Below are 13,927 nucleotides of genomic sequence, written 5' to 3'. Positions count from 1 at the left end.
TCTCGGTCCCATCATGGCTGATCCCTCCCTTTAGGAAGAATTGAATCAGCAACTTACCAACCGATCAAGCCCGAGTTTTTCAACAAAATAATGTGGTGCACCCCAGCATCCGGGCACACCGTTAGACGGCGGCTGTGGGCCGTCTGCGTGATCAGCTGACAGCGGGGCAGGGGCCTGTGCTGCACCAGCATCGAGGTCTGCAAGGAGCCCAAACCAACCTATGCTGCGCGATGCCCCAACTACGGCAATGCGCAGAAAGCTGACTTTGCAAAGTCGCCGTTCAAAGTTTCGCTTACCTAATCCGACCGGCCTAGATGGTCGGAGGCTCTTCGAGGAAGTGCGGCACTTTAGATTGTTGGCCTATTCGAAGCAAATTTAGGTACGGAGCATTGTCGGGCTACGTCAGCCAACGTAAACGCCAGAGAATAAGGGCAATACGAAATCCAGTTAACCAGATGACAATTGACGAACTACTGGTCGATTAATCTCATTGTCCGAGCAAAACCTCCCCAGCGAGCTTCAGCGCTGCTTTCGCTTGACCGAAATAATGCATCCAGAGTGTTTTGGATGCCGAGCAGGTACATCCCGTGCCATTGCGTCCACGTTTCCGAGGTGCCGCAACGCTCCGTTGTTCAGCAACACGCCTCGTCCAGCATCATACCGGCGCTGTCCAAATCCGCTGGCTACGCATTCCCAGTCTTCCTTGGCTGCCGCGTCGCGGAATCTCGGTAGGTCGTGCGGATCATGTCGTCCAGGTGTTGCTGCGACGTGATCGTGTTTCTTGGCATTACTTTGGTGGGTTACATGGTGGGTCACTTGTGTTGAGCCAGGTTGCTGAACAGTACCGGTTGTTGGCCTCGGCCTAGGGCGCATGATTGTCACGACACCTTGTGGATTCTTATGTCCTGGGACGGCTACGTGAGTTGCCGTAGGTCTTGGTGTCAACTGTGGAACCTGGCCAGGAACCGCTATGGGAACCTGATTAGGAGTCGCGGTTGGGACGAGCGGTGGCACAGTAGTTTGACCGGAAGGCTGAGGCGGGACCTGACCCGGAACGGCGACTGGTATTTGGATTGGTGTTGCAGTTGGCGCAAGGGGCGGCACATTAGGCTGAGGCGGAACCTGGCCAGGGACAGCTATCGGAACTTGATTGGGAGTCGCAGTCGGAACTTGCGGCGGCACAGCAGTAGGCCCGGTGGCCAATGGCGGAACCTGATTGGGAACGACTTTAGGAACCCGGTTTGGTGTCGGATTTGGCACCAATGGTGGAGCTAGGGTCGGCGCTACGACGGGTGTTGGAACTTGACCGGGCACCGCTATCGGAGTCGCGATAGGAACCCGACCGGGAAATGCATTCGGGACCGCGCCCGGCGCAAGGACCGGCACAGTAACGGACGTGGGCGTTTGCTGCGTTCCCTGAGGTGGCAACTGATTTGCCACCGGCTGCGTTGGGCCGGTAATTTGATTGCCTGTCCCTTGCCCACCGGCCTGCCCGCATCCTTGGCTAGACTGGTGCGGATTACCAACGCCACGGCACCACCCGTAATGATTTCCGCCGGCAACGACTTGCGTCGCGGCCAGTTCTGCAAACAAACAAGCTACAGTAAGAAAAGCAATGCGGTTCCGTTTCATAACATCCTCACCAACTTGTTGTCAGAGCAAGATACGCGCCAGGATCGCCAGAGTCGGTCAAGGGGCCGTCTCTCAAAGGGACACCGACGTATCCGGACAGGAACAGGTTTTTCTTAAACTCAATGTCCAAACCCAGACCTGTCGAGGCCAGTGTAGCATTGTCAACTTCAAAACTCGCAGGGTCATTGTTCGAGATGTAACCTACGTCGAAAAAGACAAAGGGCGTTAAGCGATGAATGCTTTGGGAACTTGGAAAATAGGAATGAGACACTTCGAAAATCGCGGAAATCCCGGAATCACCGTCCACTTCGTCAAACCGATATCCACGCAAAGCATAACGATCACCAAGGAAGTACTCCTCGACCGAGGGCAGCCGGTCGGTTGTAAACTGGCCCCAGATCTCGGTGCGCCAAGCTGTGTTAGAGGACAAGCCCGTTAGTGGGCTTTCGTATCCGATGCCGCCCCGCAGATGCCAGAACGAAGAGTCCCCGTCGTCAAAATTCGCGTCTGTCGTGTCGTTGTCATTGTCACCAAAAGATAAGGTTAGCCCCGCTTCCAGAGCTTGTCCTTTTGGATAGTTTTGCCCGTAAAGATATGTAAGGCCAACGACACTCGCGTCACTGGATAGGGGCACGCCGCCACTGACTGAGTCCGCTTCAGAAAGGCGATAATCCAGCAGAAGATAACCATAGCGGGCCACATCGCGGATCACGGGGTAACCCAACGCGACGGTGAAGTTCTCGCCATCAACATCTGTTCTTGCAAAATCCCCCGAGAGGTCACGTTTTGCGTTTATGTTCCCGTAGAAGATCTCACCGTACAAACCATTGCTGTTCAGCGGCGTGCGATAGGTAAGAGCGCCCCATAAAGAGTGTTCATCGTCTTTGTCCCAATTGTAATTGCCTGATCCCTCAAATCGTAGCAAATCCCCGACGGTCAGTGTCGAATAAAACTCTTGTACGACATAGAAACTGAGCGCTTCCCCAAGCTCACGTGGAGGGTTGTCTAGTGTCGCACTACCGGCTTGTTTGCGCAGAGGTTCTCCCAATACTCTCAGCCGAGCACCAGCCTGATCCGGGTAATCAAGTTCGGTCGACACGTCCAGATCGGGTATGTCCTCGGCTAGCATAACCGCCCGCTCAAATCGTTTGAGAGTTATTGGATATGCGGTGGTGAGGGGCTGAAAAATCTTTTCTAGGGTTTGGAACGTGCGCGTATCTACACCTTCTATTTCGATGGTTTGAATACGCCCCTCATCAACAACTATGCTCTGCCCATCGGGACCAGGCCACGCCTCAGCCAAGAAGTAACCATCTTCTCGGTAGATCTGCGTGATCGTTGATGCGACATCCACTGCTGTGATGCGCCCTGACCGATCAAAAGCCAACTGACCGGCAAACGTTAACAGCTCATCCGTATCATATACCGTTACGCCGCTGACAGAGTGCTGTGATGCGATGTCCCAGGTTTGGGCAATGCTGTATTTTGGAACTGCAACAAAGGCCACTAAAGTGCAAATGATCGCAATTACAACCGAATTGGATACGGGCATTATCGATAACCTTAAGGTGACTGAGCATGTTGAAGCCCAACGTTATTACATGGTTCGCATGTGTGAACCTGACGCTATTCGAATATATTGATGGGTGATGTTTTTTAGAAACATATCGAACAGAGCGCAGATATTACTCAATATGCTGCACATAAGACGGCACTCATTTACACAACCCCGCTTTGCAACCACGCAGAGTAGAGAACTAGTAGGACAGTCCTCACAACTCCGGTTGCTCAAAAACATAAAGCCGCGATTTCTTGGCATCATCTGTCAGGATATAGAGAAGCCCTCTGATCTCATCGAGAGCGATCCCTTCGGGATGTTTAACTTCTTTTTGTTTTCCATCTTCTGTGAACGTCAAACTGATAGACTTTACGGACTTGGATTCTGGATTGTAGATGAAGATCTGACGGCCTTTGTCACTCACAATCCAAAGAGAACGCGAGGACCGGGACCATGCCAGGCCGCTCAAATCTAGTTCATCATCATCTACACGCTCGGAGATAAAACCTGCATCGCGGGCTAAAGGAATGATCTCAATAATTTCGTCTAGCTCTGGCGATAACACCATTAACAACCTTGGTTGTCCCTCAATGCCAACGAAGACCCGCCCGGATTCCGGGTCAACGGCGATGCCCTCAGGTCCCTTATTCAAAGGGTTGCCGACGAGTAATTCAGCGGCGGTCGGGTAACCTTTAAGAGATGCGAGAGGTATTGTCGTCAGTTGAATGGGGTCAGTTGGGTGAACGACTAGGATTGATCGGTCAGTTTCCTGAAGTACCAAAACAGACCCATATTTTCGTGATGCGACGCCCTCCAAATCTGATCCTACCAATGCTGGCAACTTGAAAGAGTTTCCTAATACCCCGTCGACTCCGAGTAGGTGCAGTTTAGGTTCGGCATCACTTACAGACCACAAGAAGCCTTCGGCGTTGGAAAGAGACAATCCGGAAGGCTCCGAGAAGCCTTCCGATTTATCCGCCACCTTGAAGGAGTCGATGAGTGTCAAACCGTGACTCTCGGCATGGGCGAGCTCGATCCATGCCAGAAGTGCAACAGTAGCGCTTGCAAAAGAAGCCTGTGTTCCAAGCTTGGGGAAGCACCGTGAAAACCCAAGTTTCGACCGAAGCAGCTTGTGTTCTGACATTGGATTTTCTCGCGCTTGGACCACATCCCTGTATCAGCGTTCGTATCACAGTCCAGATACGATGTCCGAAGAATGCACTGTAATCTCTTTACCTGATCCCGCCTGTTGCGATTGAATTGAATAGGGCACGATGTGCCTTTGGTTAAGCGTAAGCCTTTGGCGTGAGCAGGAAGGAAGACAAGTTGAATACGACCCTCACATTTGTGACCGTGTTGTTGATGCTGCTGTTGCCAGGTGCTGCGGTGTCACAAGTCGACCCTGCGACGATGCTGGCCGGGGCTTCGGAGTCAGAAATACTTATCGAACGACGTTGGATACAGTTTCGGGGCAAACAGGAACTGTATTTCTTTACTCTCGATGTGATCGTCACGATCATTCTGGCTGGCTTGATCGTCTATCATCCGGTGAGACGTAAAGCCCGTAGAAGCGTCCGCGACATAGTTATGCCAAGGCTTTTCTTCCTGTATGCGCTTATCGGCATGGCAGTTGGTTTCCTGGTGGTTCAGCACGGGTCAATGATCGGTTTTGTCATATTTGGAATCGGAGCGTTGCTCAGGTTCCGCTCCAATCTCGATGATCCGGTGGACACTGTCGAAATGATAATCGTGACTGTTCTTGGTCTTGCGGTCGGTTTGGGCTTGCCGCTGATGGCCACTCTGGTGGCGATTGTGTGTTGGTGTTTCATTTGGCTAGGTGGACGCAACAAGGGTGTCGAAGTTTCCCTCAAGGCCTCAGACGAAGAGCACTCGTTGAATGTCAGCGGCGCCATTGAAGCTATGGCCGCAGACGCTGGCTGGAAGCTGGTCAGAAAACACCACGTTCCCGGAAAATCTCGCGTTTCATTGCTTTTCATCACCTCGGGTGGGCTTTCAGAAGCCCGGATCGAAGAGATGATAAACGATCTGGTTCCTGAAAAAGTTGAACTGAAACTCAACCTCTAGTCATTTCACAAGGTCCAAACGTTTCAACACTGCATTCGGGGATCTGATCTCTTCCGGAAGCGACTTGAAATTTACCGACCTTTCGAAGTCAGGTCCTCGATATACTGCTATCCCAAATTTTCCGTTTGGCTGGAACGTAACATGAGTGAAGCTGTGAGGTGATCTGGCTTTTGATCCGATAAGCCGTCGCGGGCCACCTCCCAAACAAGCTTGGGAAACATAAGCCACACCGTCTTTCCAGCCTGGGTAGAAGGCATGATGGTGGCCTGACAGATGCAGAACGACACCGCTTTCTAGGTAAATTTTTTCAAGTGTTGGGTCACCGATGATTTCGCGTTCGCGCTGGATCGCGAACGGCCAAAGTGGGAGGTGACTGAAAGTAACAATCGGGTCTCCGTCTGCACCCAATTCCCCAAGTCGGTCCTGTTGATCACCGGATAGCGGCCCTAAGGTTGTTGCATCCAAAGACGCAAATGTTACACCCTGCATCTCAAATGCGTAGAAGAACGGGTAGTCATCCGAAATCAGGAAATCGACGTCTGGCTTTCTCGGTGTCCATTCCTCTGCGTATATTTTTCTTTCTGTCTGACGTCAGCACCAATGGGACAGTTTAGGTCGATTTGATAAGAGAGGGTTTCTGGCTCATCGTAACCGCCAAGGAGTGGAGATGAGAAAGAAACCCGGAACCAAGCAGAGCCACGGTGAGAAGGTCGTAAAAGACATCCACCGCGCGACCCGCAAACAGTATTCCGCAGAAGAGAAGATCAGGATCGTTCTGGATGGCCTAAAAGGCGAGGACAGCATTGCAGAGCTGTGCCGTCGTGAAGGTATTGCACAAAGTCTGTATTATAGCTGGTCCAAAGAATTCCTTGAGGCGGGCAAGAAGCGGCTGGCCGGTGACACGGCACGTGCCGCGACCTCGACCGAGGTCAAAGACCTGCGTCGTGAAGCCCGCGATCTGAAAGAAGTTGTGGCAGAACAAGCCCTGGAACTGCGCCTGCTCAAAAAAAGCATGATCGCGGATGGGGACGACAACGAATGAGATATCCTGCATCCGAAAAACTGGAAATCATCCGCTTGGTTGAGCAATCGCATCTGCCGACCAAACGCACTTTGGAAAAGCTGGGCATTCCGAAGACCACCTTCTATCGCTGGTACGACCGATATCTTGTCGGTGGCCCCGAAGCGCTTGAAGATCGTAGACCCACGCCGTCGCGGGTCTGGAACCGTATTCCTCAATCCGTGCGCGAAAAGATCAAGGGTCTGGCTTTGCAGGAAAGCGAGTTGTCACCGCGAGAACTAGCTGTCCGCTTCACCGACACAGAAAAGTACTTTGTGTCCGAGGCTTCGGTCTATCGCATCCTCAAGTCCTACGATCTGGTCACCAGCCCAGCCTATGTGGTTTTGTCAGCCGCAGACGAGTTCCAGGACAAGACAACACGGCCGAACCAGCTCTGGCAGACCGACTTTACTTATCTGAAGGTGATCGGCTGGGGCTGGTTCTATCTCAGCACGATCCTGGACGACTACAGCCGATACATCATCGCCTGGAAGCTTTGTGCGACGATGAAGACCGAGGATGTGACCGACACACTGGACCTCGCCTTGCAAGCCTCAGGCTGTGATCAGGCAACGGTGCTGCACAAACCACGCCTGCTCAGCGACAACGGGTCCAGCTACATCTCTGGTGAGCTTGCCGAATGGCTGGAAGATCAGAAAATGGATCATGTCCGAGGCGCGCCATATCACCCACAGACCCAAGGCAAGATCGAGCGCTGGCACCAGACTCTCAAAAACCGCATCTTATTGGAAAACTACTATCTGCCCGGTGACCTCCAGCAGCAGATCGATGCTTTCGTCGACCACTACAACCACCGGCGCTATCACGAGAGCCTGCAAAACCTCACACCGGCCGATGTCTACTTCGGGCGCGGCCAGACCATTCTGAAACAGCGAGAAAGGATCAAACTAAAGACCATCGAAACCCGGCGCTTGCTTCACCGCAAATCCGCCGCATAATCAAACCAACCAGATGAGCCAGATCCTCTCTTAGCTCAGGCGGCCATCTGTCCCAATATCCCTGACGACGGACAGTGACCGACACACTGGACCTCGCCTTGCAAGCCTCAGGCTGTGATCAGGCAACGGTGCTGCACAAACCACGCCTGCTCAGCGACAACGGGTCCAGCTACATCTCTGGTGAGCTTGCCGAATGGCTGGAAGATCAGAAAATGGATCATGTCCGAGGCGCGCCATATCACCCACAGACCCAAGGCAAGATCGAGCGCTGGCACCAGACTCTCAAAAACCGCATCTTATTGGAAAACTACTATCTGCCCGGTGACCTCCAGCAGCAGATCGATGCTTTCGTCGACCACTACAACCACCGGCGCTATCACGAGAGCCTGCAAAACCTCACACCGGCCGATGTCTACTTCGGGCGCGGCCAGACCATTCTGAAACAGCGAGAAAGGATCAAACTAAAGACCATCGAAACCCGGCGCTTTCTTCACCGCAAATCCGCCGCATAATCAAACCAACCAGATGAGCCAGATCCTCTCTTAGCTCAGGCGGCCATCTGTCCCAATATCCCTGACGACGGACAGTAGACCCTGAAGAGCAGAGGAGAGCCGTAGAGTTTCTTACCGGTGAAGCCATCCATGGCCTCAATGCTTTTGCAGACCCGGACTTGCTCGGACGTTTTCGGCCCGTCGGAGGGTTGATTTCGGTCGAAAACGCAGCGGCGCAGATCATGGACGAAGTCCTGAACCGGAAGAGCGTCAGGATGGTTTACACGCAACGTCGTCTCCTGGGCGACACAGCCATGTCGCTGCAGGAATACGTCTCGCTGGTCACCGAAACACTATTGAGCGATCTGCCGTCAAAGGAACTGGTTTCGCCAGCGCAGAACGGTGCAATAATAGCCTATATCGACATCCTGACCGACCTAACCACCGAGGATGGCAATGCCGAGGATCTTGTCGCACTGGTCGATGCCGAGTACCCGTTGGAGGTTGCCATGGTCGCAGTTGGCGGACTGAAGGGAACCTCCATCGGGGAGATAGCGAGCGCGGAACTCGACCGTGTGAACGCTATGCTGGGTAAGGGTCTTTCCGAACAAGGCGAAGAGGAGCAGTAGCGGTGCTGGCTCGTCGGTCCAGCGCAAGGATTGAAGGCCCAAAAAGAACCCATTCTGTTTGACGAAGTCTGATGGCGCACTAAGCTTGGGTCTAAGTTGGCTGACATGGAAATCTGAAAGGACATTTTCAATGCTAAAAACTATCGGCGCCTGCCTTACATTGATGGTTGCAGCCAATGCTGCCCAAGCCTTTGACAGGCAGATAACCAACGCCCTCAAGACCTGTCACGACTACCTGTGGCAAGTTCCCGAGTTCGCGGATCTGCCCAATGCTGCGATTTCGGTGTTCCCCGCTTCGGAAAACGGCGACACCATCGTCGTGAACTGGAATGTCAACTGGGACCAGCCGACAATTCAAGCCGCAGGTAACTGCACGGTCATTGGCGGCAATGTCGAAGGGTTCGAGGATTACACCAAGTGACATCGCAAAATAGACGAGCTCTGGCACCGGCAATCGTCATCTGTCTGAGTGTGCTAGCCGCCTGCGACGCCAGTGAAGACGAGGTGCGGACGGCCGCGACCATCGGGGCCTCGGCTGCGCTTGCAGCCGAGGTCGCTGAGGAAACCAACAAAGCGACCGATTACGATGCGATCGCACAGGAAGCTGTCTCCGATGTGGATACATCCGATTTCGATGCGTTTACGAAATAATCGCGTTGTACAGGGGCCGGATGAGTTATGAAATGGTTGGTATGGACTGGGACCTTGTGCTGTCTGGCGCTTGCCGTCGTCGTTCTGGCCGTTCCACAGGTTCGGTTTCTGTTCTTCGGGCTTCCGGAGCAACGGCTGGAAGGTAGCGCAGTTTCCAAAGCCGAAACAGGATCGGCGCCTGTTGCCGAGGCGACCCGAGTTCAAGTGGAACAGGCGTTGCGAGATGCGGGCCTGAGCGAAAAGCCACTTCTGGGCGACATTTCTATCTCCGGTCATCTCGCCCGCCTCGATGACGGTGTGGTCACATCCCAGCAACTGATGGAATATGCCGCGGGGCTCAGGGTGCTCGCTCTCCGAACCGGTGATTTCGGCCGCCAGATTCCATCGACCTTCTGGGACGTGGATACCGACCAGTTGCGCGCAGATGGTTGGGATGCTTATCGCGTTGTCGACGCGCTTGCGTCAGTAGAGGGCGAACCATACCTTGAAGCGCTCGGCGGCGCCTACACCCGGTTTCACGCCTTCAAGCTGGCCGAGATGTCAGGGGGCGGCACTGATGACACGGCGCTCGACACGGCGCTTGACCTGTTCCAGGCAGCAATCAAACTGATTGAGATAGTTCCGCCGGAGCACATGCTGGAGACTTCTGAATACATTCGCGGAAGGGAGCAGGCGGCGCTCTACCTCTGGCAGCAATTGATTGTGGGGTCCTCGCGCCGCAACCCACTCACACATATCAAGCTGTTCAACCACGGATTCACCACGCGGTTCCATGTTGGAACGATCTGGCAATATGAAACCGGGATCGCACTGAACAACTCATCGATCTGGGGCGTTTCCGGCTTTGCACCTGAATTCGTTGGCCCGCCGGAGAACAACAACCAAGTCGAACATATGTCGATCAGCATGACGGTTCAGGGCATCCTGCGAGAGCCGCTTCTGGTCCTTGAGGCCTTCGAGGAGTTCGAGACCCTTTCCGGATCTTCCACCGCAGCCGAGGCAGCTGCCGACGACGCGTTGAATGCTGCGATCCAGCAGGCTTTCATTCCCGGTTTCGAGGACGATCTTCCGTCGGCAGTTGCTGCGCTGCGTGAGCAACTGCATGAGCGCTAATTGATTCAATCGCCAGTAATATCTGCAGCTTGCAAAAAACGGTTTATGAAACCCACCTGTGACCAGCACATTTTGCCGAACAAGGTGCCCTTAGCGGTCGTCCGCATTGAGTTTTGACTAACGGCCGCACTGCGTCGTTCGCTACACGCGGAGTTATGTTGCACTTGCGAAGCCGTCACAATACGAGAAGGCTGGCAAAGCTCAGTTGGCCGACGTCTGGTTGAGTCTGGTGAGCGGCTGCTTTGTCCGCGATCTGTGAATTCGTTCAACGACTGATTTTGTTCGCGCAGCGAACGGCAGGAATGTGGGTTGCGGCTGCAGCATAGAGGCATAGTGTCGAGTGACTGGTATGGGCCGTCCTCATCGGAGCCAGCCAGCCGGGCGATCAGATGCTGCGTTTGCTCCGAGGTCGGCAGTGAGCCCAATGCGGACCTCGTTTATGGTCATACTGGAATAAACTTGGCGGAATATGGCGCCCAGTTTTCTTTCCATGGTCTGGCCTGTTCAAGTTCGTAAGATAGCTCGACAAGCGTGGCGTCGTTTCCGGCTGCTGCATGGAACATTGATCCAACCGGCATGTTTGTTTCAGAGGAGAATGAAAGCGGAAGTGAGATCGCGCAATCGCCCACGGCATTCACCGGGGAAGTCAGCGCCAGCAAATTCTCAAGAAGATGGGCTTTGAACGCGAAGTCGTCACGGTGGCTGACCGCACTCCGCTTCAATGTCTCGGAAGGGGAAGTGGCACTAAAGATAACGTCGTAGTTCGCAAAAACTGCCGCGAACTTGGCCGAAATGTCATTGAAATAATCCAACCCTTCCTGCCGTTGTTCCGTGGAATAGGACTGCCCCTCCAGCATCGTTGTTGCCGTCCAGTTGGACAGGAGCCCAGTATCAAGCGATGTCTGACCACTGGTGCTGCGCGCCAAAGAGAGCAGCGGCGCAAACTTTGGCAAAAACGCATAGCGGAACATGCGAAGATACTCTGCTCCGTCGATCGGATGTTCGATGACAGTCACTTCGTGCCCGAGTTCACGCAATAATTCTGCGACGGCGTCCTGTGCCCGCACTATGGCAGCGACGGGTTCAACACCTTTGGTGCCCATCCGGGCATACGCGACCTTCAGACGGCGTTTCGATGGTCCTTCGATGAAACCGATCGGCGGAAAAGGACCGGCTTTGTCTTCGCAGACATCGATCAATGCAGCCGCATCGCGCACGGTTCTACAAATCGGTCCATTCGTCTTGAACGTATCGTGGCTGCCGTCCTGTTCGCCTGACATCATGCGGCCCCGAGAGGGCTTGAAACCAATGACATTGCAGGCACTGGCGGGAAGCCTGTTTGACCCACCGCCATCTGTGCCATGCACAAGCGGCACTATTCCCGCTGCAACCGCACAGGCCGCGCCAGAACTTGAGGCATTGCACGAATAGTCAAGGTTCCAAGGATTGATCGCCATCCCGTAGAGTTCACTGTCAAGACCGTTGGCGAACTCGGGGGCAACGGTTGTTCCGATCATGTTAAGCCCCGATGCTTCCAGAGCATCGACATAGGCGACGGACTTCTGCGGAATATTCGTTGCCCAAAGCCGGGAGCCATCTGTCCGTCTGACACCCCCAACATCAACCATGTCTTTAAGCATCGTTGGCACACCGGCGAAAAACGTATCCGGGGATATTTCTCGCGCTTTTTCCAGCGCGCGGTCAAAGGTAGGTGTCGCCATACAATTGACTATGGGGTTCAGTGCTTCAATCCGGCGGATAACCCGCTCGACGAGTTCGATCGCAGAGATTTCTTTCGTTTTTACAAGTTGCGCTAGCCCGACTGCATCGTATTCGACCAGGTCGTCAAGTTGCCGCGTTCCGGCAAATGAAGAATTTGACGAAAGGCTCACACTGCCAAGAAAGGCACCTGTTGCCCCAACTGTTCCAAGGAATTTTCGGCGCGTCAGGCGTTTTTTGGGAAATGCCAAGGGATCGGCCTCCGGTTCATGATCGACGACAAACATCTGAACTGTTACATGCCGCACCGAAAATGTGAACCGAGGCAGCGACAAATGGAATATCCGTGAAGTCTGTGTTTTAAGGCTGAGTGCAGAAGAAAATAGCGCGACGGACGGGCTGCATGCTGGTCAATTGCTTTCTCGCTCCATGCACTATTTGCCTATGACCGCTTAGTCGGGATGCTGTTGAAAAAGTCGATGTGTAAGCGCGGCGGAAATAGCGGCTGAAGTCTTCCTGCTCGGCTCTTCACGCCGAGATTGGTCTGAGCTTTGCAAGTTTGCGGAGGTTCTGGACTGTTGCTGCGAGGTGGAACTCATCCTTGGCGCCGTTTGGTCCTCTAAGGCGGAGGCGGTCGAGGCCGATGATGCGTTTGAGGTGGGCGAAGAGCATCTCTACCTTCTTTCTGGCGTAGCTGGAGACGACATAGGCATCGGTCTTCGCGATATCCCGTGCTTTTTGGCGGGCGTCTTCATGCCTGGATCGGGCGATTTTCCGGGTCGCCTGGTTGGGCGTGCATCGGGGCTTCAGCGGACACGCCGCGCATTCCTGTTTCCGGGCGTAGTATTTCTTGAAGCCATCCTTGCCGAACGCCGGGCGCCCCTTTGAGATGTTCCGCCAGTACGGCTTCAGCTCCTTCCCGCCGGGACATTTGTAAGCATCGGTGTCCGGATCGTAGGTGAAGTCGGTGGCAGGAAACGCGCCGTCCTTGCGCTCGGACTTGTCGAAGACCGGGATGTGGGGTTCGATACCTTGCTCTTTCACAAGCCAGCCAAGCATCTCCGCCGCACCATAGGCCGTGTCTGCGGCCAGCAGCCATGGGTGCAGGTCGAAACGGTCTTGGGTTCTCACCAGCATGTCTCGCACGGCACCCACTTCCGCCTGACGTATCGGCGCAGTCGCTTCGACATCGACGATGATCGCATGGTCCAGATCGACCAGGTAGTTGGTGCTGTAGGCAAAGAAGGGCCTGTCGCCATTGGCTCCGGTCAACCGCGCGGCCGGGTCGGCGGGCGAGATCGCCTTCGGCTTTACCGGTGTCGCAGCGCCGAAGGCCGCATCATCGAGCGTATCAAGGTATTCCTGCGTCGCCCGGTTTGCAGCATCTGCTGCAGACCATTCCGAGAAGTCCACCTTCGTATAGCGGCTGGCATCAGCCTTGATGAGCGAAGCATCTGCTCCAAAGCTCTCGCCGCCGACCAGTCCCTCGGCAATGCAGCGCGCCAGCACCTGCTCGAACAGATGCCGGAAGAGGTTGCTGTCCCGGAAACGTCCATGTCGGTTCTTGGAAAAGGTGGAATGATCGGGCACCGGATCGGCCAGATCGAGGCGACAGAACCAGCGATACGCCAGATTCAGATGCACCTCTTCACACAGCCGCCGCTCTGACCGGATACCGAAGGCATAGCCCACAATCAGCATTCGGATCATCAGCTCGGGATCAACCGAGGGCCTGCCTGTTGAACTGTAGAACGGCGCGAGATGTCGGCGCATGTCAACAAGGTCTACAAACCGGTCGATCGCGCGCAAAAGGTGATCCGTCGGAACGTGATCCTCAATACTGAACTCGTAGAACAGCGCACCCTGCGCAACTTGCCTCGGTCCCATCATCAGCAACTCTCCTGCAACTCAAGAGAATTGAATCAGCAGCCAAAGCATCGCTCAAGCAGAGTTTTTCAACAGTATCTCGGCATTGCGGTCGCTCGCGATATTCGGGCGAACGTCTGCACCGAGCCCCTCGTGGACTTTCA

9 protein-coding genes and 2 pseudogenes are annotated in these 13,927 nt (G+C 54.4%); 7 read left to right on the top strand and 4 right to left on the bottom strand.

Features of this window, described 5'->3' with window-relative positions:
- Nucleotides 1-1,639: 1,639 nt before the first annotated feature.
- Nucleotides 1,640-3,184 (bottom strand): ShlB/FhaC/HecB family hemolysin secretion/activation protein, encoded by a 1,545-nt coding sequence (locus ACR0ID_RS17970; protein ID WP_480607576.1) that lies wholly within the window; start codon nt 3,182-3,184, stop codon nt 1,640-1,642.
- A 220-nt stretch (nt 3,185-3,404) separates the two neighbouring features.
- Nucleotides 3,405-4,334 (bottom strand): SdiA-regulated domain-containing protein, encoded by a 930-nt coding sequence (locus ACR0ID_RS17965; protein ID WP_480607573.1) that lies wholly within the window; start codon nt 4,332-4,334, stop codon nt 3,405-3,407.
- A 182-nt stretch (nt 4,335-4,516) separates the two neighbouring features.
- Between ACR0ID_RS17965 and ACR0ID_RS17960 the strand changes: the two genes are divergently transcribed.
- The 7 genes and pseudogenes from ACR0ID_RS17960 to ACR0ID_RS17930 all read left to right on the top strand — a co-directional run bounded on the left by ACR0ID_RS17960 (nt 4,517) and on the right by ACR0ID_RS17930 (nt 10,178).
- Nucleotides 4,517-5,275, top strand: a complete 759-nt coding sequence (locus ACR0ID_RS17960) for a DUF4956 domain-containing protein (protein WP_480607570.1) — start codon at nt 4,517-4,519, stop codon at nt 5,273-5,275.
- A 667-nt stretch (nt 5,276-5,942) separates the two neighbouring features.
- Nucleotides 5,943-7,294 (top strand): IS3 family transposase gene (locus ACR0ID_RS17955; RefSeq protein ID WP_480607568.1). Its coding sequence is split into 2 segments (ribosomal slippage): nt 5,943-6,279 and nt 6,279-7,294, totalling 1,353 coding nucleotides; the frame shifts between segments, so codons are not numbered across the junction.
- Nucleotides 7,295-7,368: 74 nt separating this feature from the next.
- Nucleotides 7,369-7,806 (top strand): annotated as a pseudogene (locus ACR0ID_RS17950) (transposase); the annotation flags it as partial.
- Between the two features lie 83 nt (nt 7,807-7,889).
- Nucleotides 7,890-8,414: pseudogene (locus ACR0ID_RS17945) on the top strand (hypothetical protein); the annotation flags it as partial.
- A 130-nt stretch (nt 8,415-8,544) separates the two neighbouring features.
- On the top strand, nt 8,545-8,835 hold the full coding sequence (locus ACR0ID_RS17940) for a hypothetical protein (protein WP_170342835.1): 291 nt from the start codon (nt 8,545-8,547) through the stop codon (nt 8,833-8,835).
- Nucleotides 8,832-9,065: a hypothetical protein gene (locus tag ACR0ID_RS17935; protein WP_480607565.1), complete on the top strand. Its 234-nt coding sequence runs from the start codon at nt 8,832-8,834 to the stop codon at nt 9,063-9,065. The genes ACR0ID_RS17940 and ACR0ID_RS17935 overlap by 4 nt, the downstream gene beginning before the upstream one ends.
- Before the next feature lie 27 nt (nt 9,066-9,092).
- On the top strand, nt 9,093-10,178 hold the full coding sequence (locus ACR0ID_RS17930; protein WP_480607562.1) for a hypothetical protein: 1,086 nt from the start codon (nt 9,093-9,095) through the stop codon (nt 10,176-10,178).
- 443 nt (nt 10,179-10,621) lie between these two features.
- Here ACR0ID_RS17930 and ACR0ID_RS17925 read toward each other — a convergent pair whose 3' ends face one another.
- On the bottom strand, nt 10,622-12,148 hold the full coding sequence (locus ACR0ID_RS17925; protein WP_480607559.1) for an amidase: 1,527 nt from the start codon (nt 12,146-12,148) through the stop codon (nt 10,622-10,624).
- A gap of 277 nt (nt 12,149-12,425) precedes the next feature.
- Complete coding sequence (locus ACR0ID_RS17920; RefSeq protein ID WP_209505932.1) at nt 12,426-13,787, bottom strand: IS1182 family transposase; 1,362 nt, start codon at nt 13,785-13,787, stop codon at nt 12,426-12,428.
- Between the last annotated feature and the right edge of the window lie 140 nt (nt 13,788-13,927).

The sequence above is a fragment of the Ruegeria sp. AL2 genome (assembly GCF_056540845.1).
Note: the sequence above shows the minus strand (reverse complement) of the source record. Positions and strands in the feature narration are given on the sequence as shown.